Annotated in this window: 17 protein-coding genes and 1 riboswitch; of the genes, 9 read left to right on the top strand and 8 right to left on the bottom strand. The window is 62.3% G+C overall.

Going from position 1 to position 17,755, the window contains the following annotated elements:
- The first annotated feature begins 68 nt into the window (after positions 1-68).
- Positions 69-539 (top strand): hemerythrin domain-containing protein, encoded by a 471-nt coding sequence (locus tag LU682_RS02730; protein WP_010951817.1) that lies wholly within the window; start codon positions 69-71, stop codon positions 537-539.
- 161 nt (positions 540-700) lie between these two features.
- On the opposite strand, the gene LU682_RS02725 is transcribed toward LU682_RS02730, so the two are convergent.
- On the bottom strand, positions 701-2,878 hold the full coding sequence (locus LU682_RS02725) for a TonB-dependent siderophore receptor (protein ID WP_010951816.1): 2,178 nt from the start codon (positions 2,876-2,878) through the stop codon (positions 701-703).
- A gap of 181 nt (positions 2,879-3,059) precedes the next feature.
- Between LU682_RS02725 and LU682_RS02720 the strand changes: the two genes are divergently transcribed.
- From LU682_RS02720 to LU682_RS02710, 3 genes are all read left to right on the top strand, one after another.
- Complete coding sequence (locus LU682_RS02720; RefSeq protein ID WP_010951815.1) at positions 3,060-3,752, top strand: response regulator transcription factor; 693 nt, start codon at positions 3,060-3,062, stop codon at positions 3,750-3,752.
- Complete coding sequence (locus LU682_RS02715) at positions 3,752-5,080, top strand: HAMP domain-containing sensor histidine kinase (RefSeq protein ID WP_010951814.1); 1,329 nt, start codon at positions 3,752-3,754, stop codon at positions 5,078-5,080. The genes LU682_RS02720 and LU682_RS02715 overlap by 1 nt, the downstream gene beginning before the upstream one ends.
- A gap of 100 nt (positions 5,081-5,180) precedes the next feature.
- A complete protein-coding gene (locus tag LU682_RS02710; protein ID WP_010951813.1) occupies positions 5,181-6,074 on the top strand; it encodes an alpha/beta hydrolase in 894 nt (297 codons plus the stop codon).
- Between the two features lie 21 nt (positions 6,075-6,095).
- Here the strand turns inward: LU682_RS02710 and LU682_RS02705 are convergent, their stop codons facing one another.
- Positions 6,096-7,076 carry a zeta toxin family protein gene (locus LU682_RS02705; protein ID WP_049587186.1) on the bottom strand — a complete coding sequence of 327 codons (981 nt, stop codon included), beginning with the start codon at positions 7,074-7,076 and terminating at the stop codon, positions 6,096-6,098.
- Positions 7,077-7,225: 149 nt separating this feature from the next.
- A riboswitch (FMN riboswitch) is annotated at positions 7,226-7,367 on the top strand.
- 80 nt (positions 7,368-7,447) lie between these two features.
- Here LU682_RS02705 and ribB point away from each other — a divergent pair.
- From ribB to LU682_RS02680, 5 genes are all read left to right on the top strand, one after another.
- Complete coding sequence (ribB, locus tag LU682_RS02700; RefSeq protein WP_010951811.1) at positions 7,448-8,098, top strand: 3,4-dihydroxy-2-butanone-4-phosphate synthase; 651 nt, start codon at positions 7,448-7,450, stop codon at positions 8,096-8,098.
- A gap of 165 nt (positions 8,099-8,263) precedes the next feature.
- Complete coding sequence (locus LU682_RS02695; RefSeq protein ID WP_003255380.1) at positions 8,264-8,506, top strand: exodeoxyribonuclease VII small subunit; 243 nt, start codon at positions 8,264-8,266, stop codon at positions 8,504-8,506.
- A complete protein-coding gene (gene ispA, locus LU682_RS02690; RefSeq protein WP_010951810.1) occupies positions 8,503-9,390 on the top strand; it encodes a (2E,6E)-farnesyl diphosphate synthase in 888 nt (295 codons plus the stop codon). The genes LU682_RS02695 and ispA overlap by 4 nt, the downstream gene beginning before the upstream one ends.
- Before the next feature lie 177 nt (positions 9,391-9,567).
- Positions 9,568-11,463 (top strand): 1-deoxy-D-xylulose-5-phosphate synthase, encoded by a 1,896-nt coding sequence (gene dxs / locus LU682_RS02685; RefSeq protein ID WP_010951809.1) that lies wholly within the window; start codon positions 9,568-9,570, stop codon positions 11,461-11,463.
- Between the two features lie 208 nt (positions 11,464-11,671).
- Entirely contained in the window at positions 11,672-13,513 is a 1,842-nt protein-coding gene (locus LU682_RS02680) for a TonB-dependent receptor domain-containing protein (RefSeq protein WP_060489216.1), read from the top strand.
- Here LU682_RS02680 and LU682_RS02675 read toward each other — a convergent pair.
- From LU682_RS02675 to thiL, 6 genes are all read right to left on the bottom strand, one after another.
- Entirely contained in the window at positions 13,491-14,303 is an 813-nt protein-coding gene (locus LU682_RS02675) for a cobalamin-binding protein (RefSeq protein ID WP_010951806.1), read from the bottom strand. The two genes, LU682_RS02680 and LU682_RS02675, sit on opposite strands and share 23 nt — an antisense overlap.
- Positions 14,303-14,722: a hypothetical protein gene (locus LU682_RS02670; RefSeq protein WP_010951805.1), complete on the bottom strand. Its 420-nt coding sequence runs from the start codon at positions 14,720-14,722 to the stop codon at positions 14,303-14,305. Before LU682_RS02670 ends, LU682_RS02675 begins: the two co-directional genes overlap by 1 nt.
- The gene (gene ribA, locus LU682_RS02665) at positions 14,719-15,336 is read right to left on the bottom strand and encodes a GTP cyclohydrolase II (protein ID WP_003255389.1); all 618 of its coding nucleotides are present in this window, start codon (positions 15,334-15,336) and stop codon (positions 14,719-14,721) included. Before ribA ends, LU682_RS02670 begins: the two co-directional genes overlap by 4 nt.
- 180 nt (positions 15,337-15,516) lie before the next feature.
- On the bottom strand, positions 15,517-16,260 hold the full coding sequence (locus tag LU682_RS02660; RefSeq protein ID WP_010951804.1) for a substrate-binding periplasmic protein: 744 nt from the start codon (positions 16,258-16,260) through the stop codon (positions 15,517-15,519).
- 16 nt (positions 16,261-16,276) lie between these two features.
- Positions 16,277-16,780 carry a phosphatidylglycerophosphatase A family protein gene (locus LU682_RS02655; RefSeq protein WP_010951803.1) on the bottom strand — a complete coding sequence of 168 codons (504 nt, stop codon included), beginning with the start codon at positions 16,778-16,780 and terminating at the stop codon, positions 16,277-16,279.
- Complete coding sequence (thiL, locus tag LU682_RS02650; protein ID WP_010951802.1) at positions 16,777-17,745, bottom strand: thiamine-phosphate kinase; 969 nt, start codon at positions 17,743-17,745, stop codon at positions 16,777-16,779. Before thiL ends, LU682_RS02655 begins: the two co-directional genes overlap by 4 nt.
- Positions 17,746-17,755: the final 10 nt, after the last annotated feature.

Raw genomic sequence — 17,755 nt, 5'->3', positions numbered from 1 at the left:
CATCCTTGGAGATTGCTTATTACTTATATTTAATCTGTAACGGTTTGATGTAGTGATGAGGACTTAGCATGAACGCCTTATTGAAAGAGCTGCACGCCTATCATCATGAGGTGGCTACCAAAATTACTCAGATCAAAGAATTACTGGAGAGGATAAGACACGGCTCTGCGGGTGCCGATGACTGCAAGCTGTTGTTTAAGCAACTGGAAGCCTTGCATGGTGATGCAGAGCGGCACCACCATGAAAATGAAGAGCTTATTCGGCTGGCCTTGCTGACAACCGACGCACCGATTCACCAACGGGTCATGGCCATTGAGCAAGATCATAAAGCCTTCACGCGAATTGCAGGACAGCTCAAGATGTTGGAGCAGTCAACGCAAGAGGCCAGAGTAATTGCCGACACGATCGAAGACTTCATCAAGAAATATTATGACCATATGGATGCCGAGGAGAATATTTTCTTTCCGGTAGCAGACAAGTGGTTGTCAGACACCCAATGGCAAGAAATAAAGCATCAATGGCACTCGGAGACTTCTTGAATTAAAACCAAGCGCCTGATTAACACTTACTCTCACAACTTTATTGCACTGATACCCGATAGTGCAGATACACTTCTAGATTTCTCATGATTCAGCATCAAGGCCGCGCCCTTTGCAGGCACGGCCTTGTGTCGCGGTGCACCTAGCGGCAACAGACCCCGTCAGAAGTCATACCGCGCTCCAACCATCATGCTGCGCGACGGCCCGTAGAAGTTGAACGTGGAGGTCGAGCCCACCCGCGACAGGTAATCCCGGTCGAACAGGTTATTGACGTTGAAGGTGGCGGTCAGCTTCGAAGTCACCGGGTACGACAGCATCGCGTCCACCGTCGCGTAGCCCGGCGCGTCGATACGCACGCCGCCGTTTTCGGAGTAGAAGTTGCTCATCGCGGAAATTCCGCCACCAATCGCCAGGCCGGTCAGCGGCCCTTGGCTGATGGTGTACTTGCTCCAAAGCGAAGCCTGGTTGCGCGGCATGATGAAGAACGTGGTTTCGGCGTCACCCTTGACGGTTTCGGTCTCCATCCAGGTGTAACCGGCCAGCAGTTCCCAATTCGGCGTCAGCTTGCCGCTCACTTCCACTTCCGCGCCCTTCACGCGCGTCTTGCCGGATGCAACGGAATCGGTAGTGGCCACACCATCGGCATCGTACAGGGTGGTAGCGCGGTTCTTGTCGGTCAGGCGGAACACCGAGAAGCGCGTATTCAAATCGCCGCCAAAGTAGCTGCTCTTGAGGCCGAACTCGTACTGCTCGCCTTCACGCGGTTTCAACACCCGGCCACTGCTGTCGGTGTCGGATTGAGGCTTGAAAACCTGCGAGTAGCTAGCGTACAGCGCGTGGTTCTCGGTCAAGTCATAGACCAGGCCCCCGTACGGGGTGAAGTGGCCGTCCACACGCTTGCTGTCATTGGTCGTAGCACCGCTGCTCAGGGTGGTGGTGTAGAAATCACCGCGGTACCAACTGAAACGGCCACCGGCAATCAGCGCAAGTCGCTCGATCGGGCGGAAGGTGACCTTGGAATAAAGGCCGTATTCCTCTTCCTGCATGCCGGTCTCGGTACTGTAGTTGGGCGACGGTTTGGCGAACTGTTTAGGCGAGTAGGTGTTGACGTTGATGGCGCCCAGGTTGGTGGTGCCGTTGAGATACTCGGTGTCGTAGTTCTTGTAGTCGCTGCCCACCACGAACTCGCTGACCTGGCCGAAGGTTTCGAACGGCTGGCTGTAACTGGCGTCCAGCGAGTAGGTGTCTTGAGTGAAATCACGGGCGCTGGCGCGCTCGGAGTTGGCGCCTGTGGTGGCATTGGTTGCAGTGAAGGCGTACAGGTAGTTGGTGTCGCGGTGCGAGCCACGGGCCGCGACACGGCCGTAACCACCATTGTCGAAGCGGTGGGTCAGCTCGGCGACCAGGTCGGTGGTCTTGCCGTCGAAGTAGTTCCAGTCGGCGCCCAGGAAACGCGAATGGCTGAAGTCGGGCACCTCGCCGGACAACGTGGCCGGGTAGCCGTTGTGCGGGGTGATGTTCTTCACTTCGTGCATCAGGCCGAACGACAGCGTAGTGGCGTCGTCCAGGTCGATATCCAGCGCACCGTAATAGCTGTTGCTGGTGTTGGCGTTGTAGTCCACTTCGCCATTGGTGTCGTCACGGGATGCAATGAAGCGCCCGCGCACGCGACCGGCGGCGTCCAGCGGGCCGCTCAGGTCGATTTCTTCATGGTTGGTGTCCCAGGTGCCGTAGCTGCCTTCGATGTGGCCCTGAAACTCGGCGGTCGGGCGCTTGCGTACCATGTTGACGATACCGCCCAGTTCGCTGGTGCTGCTGAACAATCCGGCCGGGCCGCGCATGATTTCGACACGGTCGAACGCGGCCAGCGACGGTACGGTGCCAAAGATGCTGGCCATGGGGGCCGGCAGGCCATCGATGTTGAATTCGCTGTACTCGTAGCCACGGGCGTAGATCGACGAACGGCCGCTGTCGTTGGTCAGGGTGCGCAGGCCGGCGGTGTACTTGGCCAGGTCATCCAGATGTACGAACTGGCGATCCTTGACGTAGTCCTGGGTGTAGACGGTGATCGACTGCGGGATGTCCTTGAGCGCTGCCGGCGTCTTGGTGCCCACGGTAGCGGCATCGACGCTGTAACCGCCGGTTTCCTCCGAAGGCAGCATGTCGTACAGGCGGTTGCCTTCGATGGTCAATGCAGGCAGATCAAGCGAGTTGTCTTCAGCCGCCGCCTGGGCCGCTACCGTTTCGGCCACTGCCGATAAAGAAAACGGTGCCAGCAACCCCAGCGCCAGCCATCCCCGAACCCGTTGCAAGCTGCCCACACTTTTGAAACCGGTCATGACACACCCTTCGCCCAAATGATATTGAATCGCAAACGAAACAAGTTGCTTTTTGCGAACGATACCGGAGCGAAAACCAGGGTGCAGCATGATTAACCTTCTTAACACATCAAGGCGTTGCCCTTTCCCTGCAGCCAGTGGGATGATTCGCAACTGATAAAAATTCTCATCAAGGCTCGCCGTGCCCACCTCACTTCTCCTTGCCGAAGACGACCCACGCCTGCTTCAGGACCTGGACCGCCATTTCCGCAACCGCGGTTTCCTGGTGCACGCCTGCGCCAGCGGCACCCAGGCCCTGAATGCCATACAGCAATCTCAGTTCGAACTGGTGCTGCTGGACATCATGCTGCCAGGCATCGACGGCCTCAGCCTGCTCGACGCCCTGCGCCGCCAGCAGGCAGTGCCGGTCATGCTGATGTCGGCACTAGGGGCCGAGCAGGACCGCATCAGCGGCTTCACCCGTGGTGCAGACGACTACCTGCCCAAGCCCTTCAGCCTGGCGGAGCTGGACGCACGGGTGGATGCCTTGCTGCGTCGCGTGGCATTCGATCGTGGTACGGCGCTGCGTGCCGACGTGGGGGAGGTGATGCTGGACCACGACCGCCAGGACGTTATCCACAACGGCAACGCCGCTGGCCTTACCGCTTCCGAATTCCGCTTGCTGGTCACGCTGCTGGCCCACCCCGACGAAGCGTTGAGCAAGCCCTTCCTGTACCAGACCGTGCTGCACAGGGCCTATACCCGACTGGACCGAGGCCTGGATGTGCATGTGTGCAACCTGCGCCGCAAACTGGCCGACATCAATGCCCAGCACCTGCAGATCCAGGCCGTGCGTGGCCAAGGGTACATCCTGGTCGACACGGAGCAGGCCTGATGCGTCGCCACCCGTTGCTGTGGAAACTGGCCTTGCTGCAAGTCAGCTTCTGCCTGTTGCTGATCTGGCTCATCTGGACCTGGGGCCTTTCGGTGGAACGCAGTACCTATTTTCTGTCCCAGGCTGACCAGGACTACCTGGCGCGTTATGCTCAACAGGCCGAACAGGCGTGGGAGCAGGACGGCGCAGCCGGCACCGAGGCCTGGCGCAAGCATGTGGCACGGGCCGAGGACACCTGGGTGGCCGTGATAGGTCCACACCTTCAGAGCCTTGGCACCACGCCGCTGAGCGCCGAGGAAGCCAGCCACCTGACATTCATGCGCAAGCTCGACTGGCCGATGAGCCGGCGCCTGCAGGATGAACTGCCCTACGTCAGCATCGAATTTCCGCAACACCCCGAGCATGGCCGCCTGGTGCTGCAACTGCCCGAACGGCTGCTACCGACAGGCCTGACACCCTGGACCCATGTGGTCACGCATGGCGTTGCCCCCGCACTGCTGGCCCTGCTGCTAGGCCTTGCGCTATACCGGCATCTTGTCGTGCCGCTGAACCGCCTGCGCGACCGCGCCGACGCCCTGCGGGCCGATGATCTGGACAGCCCCGCCCTGCCCCTGCAGGAGCGGCGTGATGAGCTGGGTGAGCTGGCTCAGGCCTTCGAGCACATGGCCGGGCGCCTGCGCCAGAGCCTTGAGCAACAGCGCCTGCTGTTGCGCACGCTGTCTCACGAATTGCGCACGCCGCTGGCGCGGCTGCGCATCGCCCATGACAGCGACTTGCCACCGCCGCAGCTGCGCGAGCGCCTGGACCGTGAGGTAGCCGACATGCAGAAGCTGCTGGAAAACACCCTCGACCTGGCCTGGATGGACACCGAACAGCCCAGCCTGGTGACCGAGCCGGTATTGGTGCTTTCCGTGTGGGAAGCCTTGTGCGAGGACGTCTGTTTCGAAAGCGGCTGGGACCGTGCGCGCCTGCCGTGCTCACTTGGCACCGACTGCCTGGTGCAGGCCCATCTGGACAGCCTGGCCCAGGCCCTGGAAAACCTGTTGCGCAATGCCATTCGCCACTCGCCGACCGAAGGCCGGGTCAGCCTTGATGGCTGGCGTGAGGGCGCATGCTGGCACCTGCGCCTGAGCGACCAAGGGCCAGGCGTACCGGATACCGACCTTGAGCGCATTTTCAAGCCCTACCAGCGCCTGGCCGAGAGTGGCGCAGGCTTCGGCCTGGGCCTTGCTATCGCCCGTCGCGCCATCGAACTGCAAGGCGGCCGGTTGTGGGCCAGCAATGGGCACCCGGGTCTGTGCCTGCACATGACCTTGCCTGCGGCCTGAGACTGTTTAGAAAGTTAATGCGCTTTACGCTTGATAGGGACTGGTTATCATCTGGGCGCTCAAGCCTTGCGCTCCATGCAAAGCCCTGACGAGACGCCTGATGAGCAAGAAGAACCTGATGCTGGCCTTGGCACTTGCCCTGGCGGCCCCTCTTGTCCTGGCCCAGCCCGAGCATGACCAGAAGATGGACACGTCGGTGTTACAGCGCCAGGACCTGGCCTATCACTTCACCCAGCTTGATCTGGACTCGGCCGATGGCCTGCGTCACTACCGCCTGTGGGTTGGCAAGCCGAATCGTCCAGCGCCAGCATCGGGGTACCCGGTGCTGTGGATGCTCGATGGGAATGCTGCGCTGGGGACGCTGGATCAGCAGCAACTGGACAGGCTCGCCGTGGGCCAGGCGCCCCTGCTGGTGGCGGTGGGTTACCGGACCGAACTGCGCATCGACAGGGCCGGCCGCACGCTGGACTACACCCCGGCGCTGCCGGAGCAGGTGCAGCAGCGTGATCCGCTGACCGGCCAGCCCAGCGGCGGGGTCGATGCGTTCCTGAAGCTTCTGACCGGGCGCATGCGCACGATGGTGTCGGCTGTGGCGCCGATCGACCCGCAACGACAGACGCTGTGGGGGCACTCCTATGGTGGCCTGGCCGTGCTTCACGCACTGTTTACCCGCCCCGGCGCATTCAGCCTTTACGCTGCTGCCAGCCCGTCACTGTGGTGGCGCGATGGTGTGATTGTCCGCGAGGCGCAAGGGCTTCCCTCACGCCTTGGCGAGGCGCGCCCGCATCTGTTGCTGATGCGCGGCGGGCAGGAGCCCGCCAGCCCGCATGGTTCGCCGCACGAGAACGACGAGTTGCCTGCGCGCCAACTGGCGGCAGATCTGGCCGCGATCAAAGGCCTCGACGTGCGCTTTGAGCGCTTCGAGGGTCTGGGGCATGGGCCCATGCTGGGCGCCTCCCTGCGCAGGGTGATCGAAGGCATGTCTGGCCAGTGATCAGCCCTGCCCCTGTCCGACTCAAGGTTGCGCGTACTTGAGCACGTACAGGCACAGCTCGCGGTAGACATCCACAGGCAGCTGCGACATCAGCTTCTGAGCCTGGCCGAGGGTTTTGCAATTGAGTTCGGCCATCGTCCGACGGTGTTTCGAACCCAGCAGGCCGGCATGCACCACCTGCGCATACTGAATATAGGAACAGGGGAAATCGGCCTGGGGACTGCGCTGGACCTTGAAGTCGATCTTCAGGTCTGCCCCGCGGAAGAATTCCCTGCCCTGGTAGGTCTGCTGGGGCACGAGGCGCCCTTTTTCAGGACAGGTGCTGTGACAGACCGGCAGGCTATTCCTGTCCGTCTCCAGGCCACGTCGATAGATCACGATTTCGGAACCCGGTACCTCGATACAGGCGTTTTCGAAAGCATCGATGATGGACCTGCCATTGATTTGCGCCTCTTCGATCTGCGTCAGGCTGACCACACGCTCGAGCTCATGATTGCCAACACTGTTGACCACACGGTCCAGGGTCGACCAGTGGCTGAATTCTTTCTGACACGCAATCAGATGGACCTCGCTCTGATAGCCCTTCAGGGCGGCATCAGGTGGAAAATCAGCGAAATGAGGGCTGTCGAGCGCGGTCTCCATGATGATGTTGTATTTGTTTTCCATCGCATACGTGCAAATCATTGCCCCCAGGCGCCAGATGAACGGCTCGGTATGCTCATAGACATGCAGCACGCCTTTGTCTTCCATCGCCCGATAATGAGGGTGCAGTTCACGAAAATGGGTTTCGTAAAGGCGAACATAATTGTCGTAGCGCCCGCTCTTCAGCAGCGTTTTTTCCAGCAAGTACGTCTTACCCGAGCCTTGTGCACCGGCAATGATGAGCATTTTGGGCTTGAGCACGCCGTCGACGTAGTCGCGCTTCTTGTCGAACAAAGTGTCGACGACCTTTCTGAATGCGAGATGGAGATCGGTATCGGTAAAAGGATAGAGAGAGGACATGACGGTTCGTTTCCTTGGTTTGCCAATGTGACCGTCACGAAGGTAAGCGCTGCGGCAAGTGCAAAGGGGTAGATGGTTACTGCTGCAAGTCTCGCCGAAGGTAGTAGAACCGCGGGTTGCCACTGGGGTGGCACTGTGCTGTATGCTGGGTCGGTCTTCAGGGCGGGGTGTAAGTCCCCACCGGCGGTAAATCGAAAGATGAGCCCGCGAGCGCCCCGACCATGTCGGGGGTCAGCAGATCTGGTGCAACTCCAGAGCCGACGGTCATAGTCCGGATGAAAGAAGGCGTCATGCAGGGGCCATCCGGGCGCCCTTGCGCGCGCATTTTGTTCGCCCCGAGACGTTCATCGATCATTCACGAGGAGCGTTTCATGTTCACCCAGCACCACGCGCAATTCCCCAATGTTTCCGCCGCCATCGCCGCCTTCCAGGCCGGGCGCCCAGTACTGTTGCTCGACGATGACGACCGCGAGGACGAAGCGGACATCATTGCCGCCGCCGAGAACATTACGCTGCAGACCATGGCCATGATGATTCGCGATTGCAGCGGCATCGTCTGCCTGTGCCTGGACGAAGCCACCGTCGACGAACTGCAGCTGGCACCCATGGTGCAGAACAACCAGGCCCGCCACGGCACCGGTTTCACCGTCACCATCGAGGCGGCCGAAGGTATCACCACCGGGGTTAGCGCCCAGGACCGCATCACCACCATTGACGCAGCACTGCGTTCCAGCGCCGAACAGCGCCATATCGTCAGCCCGGGGCATGTTTTTCCGCTGCGCGCCCGCAATGGCGGGGTGCTGACACGCCGTGGGCATACCGAAGGTTCGGTGGACCTGGCGCGCCTGGCCGGCCTGCGCCCGGCAGCGGTCTTGTGCGAGCTGATGAATCCCGATGGCAGCATGGCCCGTGGTGAGCAGGTGGCGGTATATGCACGGCAGTACAATTTGCCGGTGCTGACCATCGAGGAGCTGGCGCGGTACCGTGAGGCAATGCTGGAACGGGAGGCAGAGCCGGCCTGATCCACCGAACCGGGACGCTTTGCGGTCCTTGTGCGAGCGGCCCTTTCGCGACACAGGGCCGCTCCTCCATCGGTCTGCATCAGCCGATGCAGCTGCCGGAAGTTTGCTCCCCCCGCCCCGCTCTGCTAGTGTCGCGCCGTTCTGAATGCCACCGAGACAGTCGCCATGGCCCGCAAAAAAGCCTCCCTCGATTTCGAGCAATCCCTCGCAGACCTGCAAGCACTGGTCGAGCGCCTGGAGAACGGCGAGTTGTCGCTGGAAGAGTCGCTGGCCGCCTTTGAACAAGGCATCGCCCTGACCCGTGACTGCCAGGGCGCCCTGGCCCAGGCCGAACAGAAGGTGCAAATTCTGCTGGAGCGCGACGGCGAACTGGCTGCCCAACCCTTCGACGCGGAGCCGGAAGCATGATTGGCACCTACCAGGCCAGTTGCCAGGCGCGCGTCGACGCAGCCCTCGAACCGCTGTTCATCGCCCCGAGCAAAGAGCTGGAACGCCTTTACGCCGCCATGCGCTACAGCGTGATGAACGGCGGCAAACGCGTGCGCCCGTTGCTGGCCTACGCGGCCTGCGAAGCCTTGGGCGCCCCGGCCGAACAGGCCAACGGTGCAGCCTGCGCGGTCGAGCTGATCCATGCTTACTCGCTGGTGCATGACGACCTCCCGGCCATGGACGACGACGACCTGCGTCGCGGCCAGCCGACCACCCACAAGGCGTTTGACGAAGCGTGCGCCATCCTTGCTGGCGACGGTTTGCAGAGCCTGGCTTTCAGTGCCCTGCTCGACCCTTGCCTGAGCCCTCAGATCGACAGCATTCGCCTGGCCATGGTTCAGGTGCTGGCCAAAGCTGCCGGCCCGGCCGGCATGGTTGGCGGCCAGGCCATCGATCTCGGTTCGGTGGGCCAGAAGCTGGACCAGCAGGCGCTGGAGTTCATGCACCGGCACAAGACCGGCGCGCTGATCGAAGCCAGCGTACGCCTCGGCGCCCTGGCAAGTGCCCGTGCCGAACCGGTGCAGCTGGATGCCCTGCAAACTTATGCACAGGCCATTGGCCTGGCATTCCAGGTGCAGGACGACATCCTCGACGTGGAAAGCGACACTGCTACCTTGGGCAAACGCCAAGGTGCAGACATAGCGCGTGACAAACCGACCTACCCGGCCCTGCTGGGCCTGGAAGCCGCCAAAGCCTATGCAATCGAACTGCGCGACCAGGCGCTGGCCGCACTGCAAGGGTTCGGCGAAAAGGCCGAGCCGCTGCGGGCCTTGGCGCGTTATATTGTCGAACGCCGTAACTAAACAGCTTCACCTATCCCTGTAGGATCGGGTTTACCCGCGAATGCGATCTTGAATTTGCCGACGCATTCGCGGGTAAACCCGATCCTACAGGGGGCCGCGTAACCTGTGGTCGAATGGGCACTTTTCCCACAATGGGGTAAACTGCCGCGTCTTCACACACCTATAACGACTCGCCTGATGCCCACGACGTTTCAAGAGATCCCCCGCGAACGCCCGGTCACGCCGTTGCTCGACCGCGCTGACACGCCTGCCGGCCTGCGCCGGTTGGCCGAAGCCGACCTGGAAACGCTGGCCGACGAACTGCGCCAGGAATTGCTCTACACCGTTGGGCAGACCGGTGGGCATTTTGGTGCCGGTCTGGGCGTCATCGAGCTGACCATCGCCCTGCACTACGTGTTCGACACCCCGGACGACCGGTTGGTGTGGGACGTGGGGCACCAGGCCTACCCGCACAAGATCCTCACCGGGCGCCGTAACCGCATGCTCAGCCTGCGCCAGAAGGACGGTATCGCGGCCTTCCCGCGCCGCAGCGAAAGCGAGTACGACACCTTTGGCGTTGGCCACTCCAGCACCTCGATCAGCGCCGCGCTGGGCATGGCCATTGCTGCCCGCTTGCAGAACAGCGCACGCAAGTCGATCGCGGTGATCGGTGATGGCGCGCTGACCGCCGGCATGGCATTCGAGGCGTTGAACCACGCCCAGGAAGTCAATGCCGACATGCTGGTGATCCTCAACGACAACGACATGTCGATTTCGCGCAATGTCGGCGGCCTGTCCAACTACCTGGCCAAGATCCTCTCCAGCCGCACCTACGCGAGCATGCGCGAAGGCAGCAAGAAAGTGCTGTCGCGGTTGCCAGGCGCCTGGGAAATTGCCCGTCGCACCGAGGAATACGCCAAGGGCATGCTGGTGCCAGGCACGCTGTTCGAAGAGCTGGGCTGGAACTACATCGGCCCGATCGACGGCCACGACCTGCCCACCATGATCGCCACCCTGCGCAACATGCGTGACCTGAAAGGCCCGCAGTTCCTGCATGTGGTGACCAAGAAGGGCAAAGGCTTCGCCCCTGCCGAGATTGACCCGATCGGCTACCACGCCATCACCAAGCTGGAGCCGGCCGACAAGCCCGCCGCGCCGAAGAAAGCCAGCGGCCCGAAATACTCCGCGGTGTTCGGCCAGTGGCTGTGCGACATGGCCGCCGCCGACAACCGCCTGGTGGGCATTACCCCGGCAATGAAGGAAGGCTCGGACCTGGTCGACTTCAGCGAGCGCTACCCTGAGCGCTACTTTGACGTTGCGATCGCAGAGCAGCATGCCGTGACCTTGGCGGCCGGCATGGCCTGCGAGGGCAGCAAGCCGGTGGTGGCGATCTACTCCACCTTCCTGCAGCGTGCCTACGACCAGCTGATCCACGACGTGGCGGTGCAGAACCTCGACGTGCTGTTCGCCATCGATCGCGCCGGCCTGGTCGGCGAGGACGGCCCGACCCACGCCGGCAGCTACGACCTGTCGTACCTGCGCTGCATCCCGGGCATGCTGGTGATGACCCCCAGCGACGAGAACGAACTGCGCAAGATGCTCAGCACCGGCCACCTGTACAACGGCCCGGCCGCTGTACGGTACCCGCGTGGTACCGGCCCGAATGCGCCGATCAGCGGAGACCTGCAACCACTGGAGATCGGCAAGGGCGTGGTCCGCCGCCAGGGCGAAAAAGTGGCCCTGCTGGTGTTCGGCGTACAACTGGCCGAGGCCATGCAAGTGGCCGAACAGATCAACGCCACGGTGGTCGACATGCGCTTCGTCAAGCCGCTGGACGAGGCGCTGGTGCTAGAGCTGGCAGGCAGCCATGAGCTGCTGGTAACCATCGAAGAGAACGCCATCATGGGTGGCGCGGGCGCTGCGGTGGGTGAGTTCCTTGCCAGCCAGGCAGTGCTCAAGCCGCTTCTGCACCTGGGGCTGCCGGATATCTATGTCGAGCATGCCAAGCCTGCGCAAATGCTGGCTGAGTGCGGGCTGGATGCGGCCGGGATCGAGGCTTCGGTGAAGGCCCGCATGGCCAGGCTCGGGCTCTAGGGTCCTTTCGCGGGTGAACCCGCTCCTACGACGGCCTGCGCCCGATCACCGACGTGTGCCCACTGTAGGAGCGGGTTTACCCGCGAATACGGTAGCGGCGGCAACGGTGAACGACTGGTGAGAAATGGCCAGCAGGCCCGGCCCTTTCGCGGGTAAACCCGCTCCTACGGGGACAGCACAGTGCTGTGGAAACCCTTTGGAACTGCCCATGAAAAAATTAGCCTGTACCACGATTCTCTGTGCCCCTACATTCCTTCTGGCCGCTGAGCGCGACGACGCCCTCAAACTCCCCGACGTGCTGATCAGCGCCAGCCGCCAGGTCGAATCGCGTACCGCCACCAGTGCAGCCAACACGGTTTTCACCCGCACCGACATCGACCGCCTGCAACCCTCCAGCGTCACCGACTTGCTCTCCCGCGTGCCGGGCGTGCAAGTGGCACCTACCGGTGGCCGTGGCAGCCTGCCGGGCATCTTTATCCGAGGCACCAAAGCCGCGCAAAGCCTGGTGCTGGTCGATGGCGTGCGCATCGCCAATGCCACTTCGGGCGACAGCGGCCTGCAGTTTCTGGACATCGACCAGATCGAGCGCATCGAAGTCCTGCGCGGCTCGCGCTCAGCGGTATACGGAAGCGATGCCATTGGCGGGGTGATCCAGATCTTCACCCGACGCAGCAATGGCCCCGGCCTGCAGCCACGCCTGCGCATGGCCGCCGGCAGCAACCAGACATTCCAACGCAGCCTGGGGCTTTCTGGCGGCAACGACTCGACCCGCTTCAACCTTGGCGCCAGCCTGGATGAAACTGCCGGTATCGACTCGACCGGGCCATCCTTCGCCAGCGATGGTGACCACGACGCCTACCGCAACAAGGCGTTGAACCTGAGCCTGAGCCACACCTTCAGTGAGCGCTTCGAGGCCGGCTTGAACCTGCTCGACAGCCGTGGTCGCCGCGAATTTGACGAGCCGCGCGGTGCAAGCCCTCAGGTGCCGTATTCGAACTTCGCTGTCAGCAGCATCGGCAGCTACTTGGATGCCCAGGTCACCGAGCAGTGGAGCACTCGGTTTGAGCTGGCCCACAGCGAAAACCGCGATGAAAGCCGAGACAAGCTCAGCCACTCAAGCGCACCTTTCAATACCTACCGCGACCAAGCAACTTGGCAGAACAACCTAGCCCTGGGTGAACACAACAGCCTGCTGTTGGGTAGCGACTGGTACGAAGACCGTGTCCATGCGAGTGAGGACTTCACGGAAGACAGCCGCTGGAATCATGCGCTGTTCGTCCAGCATCGCTTTCATGACGAATACTTTTCCACCGAGCTTGGCCTGCGCCACGACAAGAATCAACAGTTTGGTGGGCAGACCACCTGGAGCGGCAGCCTGACGCTACCGCTGAACGAGGCCAATGATGTGTTGCTGTCGTACAGCGAAGGTTTCCGCGCCCCCACCTTCAACGACCTTTACTTCCCCGGCTACAACAACCCGGAGCTCAAGCCCGAACACTCGAAAAGTTATGAGTTGCAATGGCGCAGCCAACTGAGCAAAAACAGCAAACTGGAGGCCTCGCTATACCGCACCGACCTGCGTGACGCGATCGAATACAGCGAACGACCCGAGAATGTCGGCACCGCGCGCATCGACGGTTTCGAGATAGCCCTGAGCCAAGAATGGAACAGTTGGACGTCTCAACTGGGCCTGGCACTGATCGACCCGCGCAACAGGGAGAATGGCCATACCCTACCTCGCCGAGCACGGCGCACCTTGAACCTGGACGTAGACCGCCAGTTCGACCGCTTCGCTGTTGGCGCTACCTGGCAGGCAGTCAGCAGCAGTTACAACGATGAAGGCAATAGTGACCCCATTGCAGGCTACGGCATCGTGGGCCTGCGCGGAAGCTGGGTAGCAAGCCGCGAGCTTACGCTCGACCTGAAGCTGGACAACCTGCTGGGAAAGCAGTACAGCCGCGTCCACTACAACCACCAGGGCAACGACTACGGCTATCGCGAAGAAAGACGCACTTGGCTCTTGAGCATCACCTGGACACCGGCGCTTTAGCGTCCAGCAACGCACACAAGCGGGCGGTGGCTTCGATCATCTGCCCGCTGGGGCGCTCCAGCCCTTTGTCCGGCACCACCAGCAGACGCCCATCAGCCACCGCCCGAATCTGCGGCCAGGCCTTCCAGCTGGCCAGTTGCGCCTCATCAGCGGCCAGGATGACCTGCGGATTACGCAGCAGCACGGACTCTACATTCACCTGTGGCGCCGGCTGGCCAAGGTCGGCGAACACATTGCGCGCCCCGCACACGGCCAGGGCGTCGGTCACCACCTGGCGGCCACCGAGCGTGTACAACGGCCGATCCCAGACTTGATAAAACACCTGCAAGGGTTCGTCACGCCGATACTGCTGGCGCAGCTGCTGCAGCCGCTCACGCAGGGCTCGCGCGTATGAATGACCCTGCTTGGCACGCCCGACACGCTCGGCAATGGCCTCGATCTGCTCGATCAGCTGGCTGATGTCATGGGGTTCGGCGCTGAAGGTGGCGATACCCAGGCGCTTGAGTTGGTCGCGCTGGGCCGGCGGCACACTGCCTGGCCACAGCAGCAACAGGTCGGGGCGCAGGCTGAGCAGGCGCTCCATGTCCAGTTGCCCTTGGCGCCCGACCGAAGGCAAGTGGCGCAGTGCAGCCGGCCGTTCGCCGCCATCGAGCACGCCCACCAGCAGGTCGTCGGCCTGCAGCTCAAGCATGATCTCGCTCATCGAGGGGGCCAGACTGACGACACGTAGCGGTTCTGCAGCCAGTACGGTGCAGGCGAACAACGCCAGCAGGCCAGGTAGCAGTCGCATCAACCCAGCTGGCGCGGAATGCGATAGAGGTACAGCACTACAACGGTAGACACTGCGAGGAGGATCTGCGGCACTGCCTCCAGGCCGACCAGCACCGACAATGCGGCGACCCAAGCCGGGAAGCAGGCATATAGCATGGCCATGCGCCGCACCCGCGCCAGTTCGATCCAGGCAGTGGCTTCTTCGCCCGTACCGAGCACCTTTGAGGTGGCAATAAGTGCGCGCTTGTAGGCACCGAAACGCGGCAGGCTGAGGAACATGGTGGCCGCACCGGCGATGAACAGTGGCATGGCCAACACCGGGATCAGTTCATCACCGCCCCCAAAGGCCCAAGCCATGACTGGCAGCGGCACCAGGCCCACCGCCAGGTACTGCCACCAGGCCAGCGCCAGGCGCCGCTTGACCTCGGCGCGGGTCACGCCTGGGGCACCTCGCCCTGGTGTTCGTTGCCCAGCATGTGGCCCAACTTGCCGGCCTTGGTCGCCAGGTAGTAGCGGTTGTGCGGGTTATGCCCGGTGTGCAGCGGCACACGCTCGGCAACCACGATGTTCATGTCGGTCAGGGCTTTGACCTTGCGCGGATTGTTGGTCATCAGGCGCAGCGACTTGACGCCCAGGTGCTCGAGCATCGGCAGGCATATGGCGTAGTCACGCTGGTCGGCAGCGAAGCCCAGGCGCTCGTTGGCTTCGACGGTGTCGGCGCCGCCATCCTGCAGCTCGTAGGCGCGGATCTTGTTCAGCAGGCCGATGCCACGGCCTTCCTGACGCAGGTACAACAACACCCCACGGCCTTCGCGGGCGATGGCCTGCAGCGCGGCTTCCAACTGCGAGCCGCAGTCGCAGCGCTGGCTGAACAGTGCATCGCCGGTCAGGCACTCGGAATGCAGGCGCCCCAGTACCGGCTGGCCGTCCGCGATATCACCCAGGCTGAGCACCACATGCTCACGGCCTGTGGCTTCGTCGAGAAAGCCATGCATGGTGAAGGTCGCGAAGGGCGTCGGGAGTTTTGAGGCGGCAACAAAGACGACGGGCACGTTGTGCTCCTGGAGTAAGTAGGAAATTTCTCGTGGGCCGATTGTATCAGCAGGTTGGGGAATGTGGGCTGGCTGTATACAGTGGCTTAAGATCGAAAAGTTCGATACTTATTAAAAGCCATCGCTCAACCCCAAGCCCGCAGCCCAAGAGGGCCGCGATATACCTTGGTGTATTCGGCTTCAGTGTGGGTGACTGTCCGCGCTGAACGGATAGGGCTGTTTCCAGTGCTCGAAAATCGGCTTCAGTTCGCCGCTACGTATCAGCTCCTTCATGCGCTTGTCGAACAGCTCGCACAGAGCCTTGGCCTGGTCGTTACGGGCAAAGGCCAGGTACAACGGCAACTCGGCCACATGGGTACGGCGGAAACGCTCCGGGTGAGAGGTTTGCCCGAGCACGTAGTCGACCTCGGTCAGTGCGTCGATGTAGTAGTCCACCCGGTCATGTTCGAGCATCGGCAGAATGCCCTCGCGACGCTGGATTTCGCGAAATTCGCGCACATTGGGCAAGTAGCTGCCGTAATCATAACCACGCACCCAGGCCAACCGGTACTTGCCGATGGTCTCCAGGGTAGGCACAGGTTTGCTGGCCAGCCCCAGGGCATAGATATGGTCCATGTCGAAGTGCCAGCGCGGGTACAGGTTGTCGTCGTTCTCTTCCTTGTACGAGCCAACCCAGGCATCAGCCTCGCCGCGCTTGACCAGGCCAACCGCCCGGCTGTAGGGCGCGCTCTGGGTAACCACCTTGACTCCGGCCGGCTCGAACACTTTGCGCAGCACATCCCAGGCCACCCCGGTACCGTCGGCGTTGGTGTAGTCGAGCCACTCCTCGCTAACCAGATGGATCTGTTTCGGCATGCCCTCGGCAGCCGTCACCCACGGGGCAATACTCAGCAGCATTGCCAGCAGTACAGTCCTTAAGGCCATTCACGCACTCCCTGTTTCAGGCAACCGCCCACACCAGAACCTGCATGCCCAGCCAGGCAAACACACCGGCCAGGATATCGTCGAGCATGATGCCGACGCCCCCGTGCACATGGCGGTCGATCCAGCGAATCGGCCACGGTTTGAGGATGTCGAAGAAGCGGAACATCAGGAACCCTGCCAACAGCCACTGCCAGCCCTCCGGCACCAGCCAGAGGGTGATCCACATGCCGACAATCTCGTCCCAGACAATGCCTTCATGGTCGTGTACGCGCAAATCATTGGCAACTTTGCCGCACAACCAGAAGCCAAACAGCATGCTCACGCCGAGTAACAACCAGTAGCCCCAGTCGGGCAGCAGCTGCCACAAGGGGATGAACGGTATGGCGACCAGCGAGCCCCAGGTACCCGGGGCCTTGGGCAGAGTGCCGGAACCGAAGCCAAAGGCGATGAAGTGCCACGGATTGCGCCAGACCGAAGGCGGAACGAACTCCGCAGGCACCTGGTTGGGGTGATCGGTCACGGTCTCTCCCTAAAGTGTTGATAGCCCCGCTGGACGGGGGTTATGTCCTGGCCCTGTGAGTCGCGCAAGGTCACACCCTGCCCTTCGAGCACACGACCAATGATATGTACCTCGATGCAACCGAGGCCAGCCAGGGGCGCCAGCGCTTCGGGCGGCAAGGTGAAGGCCAGTACATAGTCGTCGCCACCGGTGAGTGCTGCCTGCAACGCCGCTTCGCGCCCGAGGAATGCCTCTAAGGCAGGAGACACTGGCACCTGCGCCAGGTTCACCTCCAGCGCCACGCCGGAGGCCTTGGCGATATGCCCGCAGTCAGCGAGCAGGCCATCGGAAATGTCCAGGGCCGCAGTGGCCTTGCCACGCAGCAGAGCCCCGAGGGTGAGCTGCGGCATCGGTGACCAGTAATGAGCCAGCAGCGGCTCGGCCTGCGCGGCAGGCGCCTCGCGCTCACCCAGCACCAGCGGCAAGGCACCGGCGGCCTTGCCCAGCGAACCACCGACACACAACAGATCACCCGGCCTTGCACCGCTGCGGCGCAAGGCCTGGCCAGCCGGCACGCGGCCGAACACGGTCACGGTGATGCTCAACGGGCCGCGCGTGGTGTCACCACCGATCAGGCTCATGCGGCAACGGTGGGCCATGCGACCAAGGCCGTCGGCATAGGCCGCCAGCCAGTCAGGGCCAACGTCAGGCAGGGTCAGTGCGAGGGTGAAGCCGATTGCAGTCGCGCCCATGGCTGCCAGGTCACTGGCCGCCACAGCCAACGAACGCTGGCCAAGCAGCAACGGATCGCAAACAGCAGGAAAGTGCACCCCGGCGACCAGGGTGTCGGTCGACACCGCCAGTTGCTCACCGGGGGGAAGGTCCAGCAGGGCGCAGTCGTCGCCGATACCCAGCGCCACGCCCTCGCCGCCCTGCGCACAGGGCGCTGCGGCGAAGTAATGGTTGATCAGCTCGAACTCACCCATGGCCAGGCAG

Origin of the sequence: Pseudomonas alloputida (assembly GCF_021283545.2) — a bacterium.
Classification (GTDB): domain Bacteria; phylum Pseudomonadota; class Gammaproteobacteria; order Pseudomonadales; family Pseudomonadaceae; genus Aquipseudomonas; species Aquipseudomonas alloputida.
The sequence above is the reverse complement of the archived record's forward strand: the minus strand, read 5'-3'. Positions and strand labels throughout refer to the sequence as shown.

Excerpts from the sequence above, each read along its gene's own strand:
- ribB (WP_010951811.1), top strand. The coding sequence starts at position 7,448 with ATGTTCACCCAGCACCACGCGCAATTCCCCAATGTTTCCGCCGCCATC.
- LU682_RS02675 (WP_010951806.1), bottom strand. The coding sequence starts at position 14,303 with ATGCGACTGCTACCTGGCCTGCTGGCGTTGTTCGCCTGCACCGTACTG.
- LU682_RS02660 (WP_010951804.1), bottom strand. The coding sequence starts at position 16,260 with ATGGCCTTAAGGACTGTACTGCTGGCAATGCTGCTGAGTATTGCCCCG.
- ispA (WP_010951810.1), top strand. The coding sequence starts at position 8,503 with ATGATTGGCACCTACCAGGCCAGTTGCCAGGCGCGCGTCGACGCAGCC.
- LU682_RS02710 (WP_010951813.1), top strand. The coding sequence starts at position 5,181 with ATGAGCAAGAAGAACCTGATGCTGGCCTTGGCACTTGCCCTGGCGGCC.
- dxs (WP_010951809.1), top strand. The coding sequence starts at position 9,568 with ATGCCCACGACGTTTCAAGAGATCCCCCGCGAACGCCCGGTCACGCCG.
- thiL (WP_010951802.1), bottom strand. The coding sequence starts at position 17,745 with ATGGGTGAGTTCGAGCTGATCAACCATTACTTCGCCGCAGCGCCCTGT.
- LU682_RS02715 (WP_010951814.1), top strand. The coding sequence starts at position 3,752 with ATGCGTCGCCACCCGTTGCTGTGGAAACTGGCCTTGCTGCAAGTCAGC.
- LU682_RS02725 (WP_010951816.1), bottom strand. The coding sequence starts at position 2,878 with ATGACCGGTTTCAAAAGTGTGGGCAGCTTGCAACGGGTTCGGGGATGG.
- LU682_RS02695 (WP_003255380.1), top strand. The coding sequence starts at position 8,264 with ATGGCCCGCAAAAAAGCCTCCCTCGATTTCGAGCAATCCCTCGCAGAC.
- LU682_RS02680 (WP_060489216.1), top strand. The coding sequence starts at position 11,672 with ATGAAAAAATTAGCCTGTACCACGATTCTCTGTGCCCCTACATTCCTT.
- LU682_RS02730 (WP_010951817.1), top strand. The coding sequence starts at position 69 with ATGAACGCCTTATTGAAAGAGCTGCACGCCTATCATCATGAGGTGGCT.
- LU682_RS02705 (WP_049587186.1), bottom strand. The coding sequence starts at position 7,076 with ATGTCCTCTCTCTATCCTTTTACCGATACCGATCTCCATCTCGCATTC.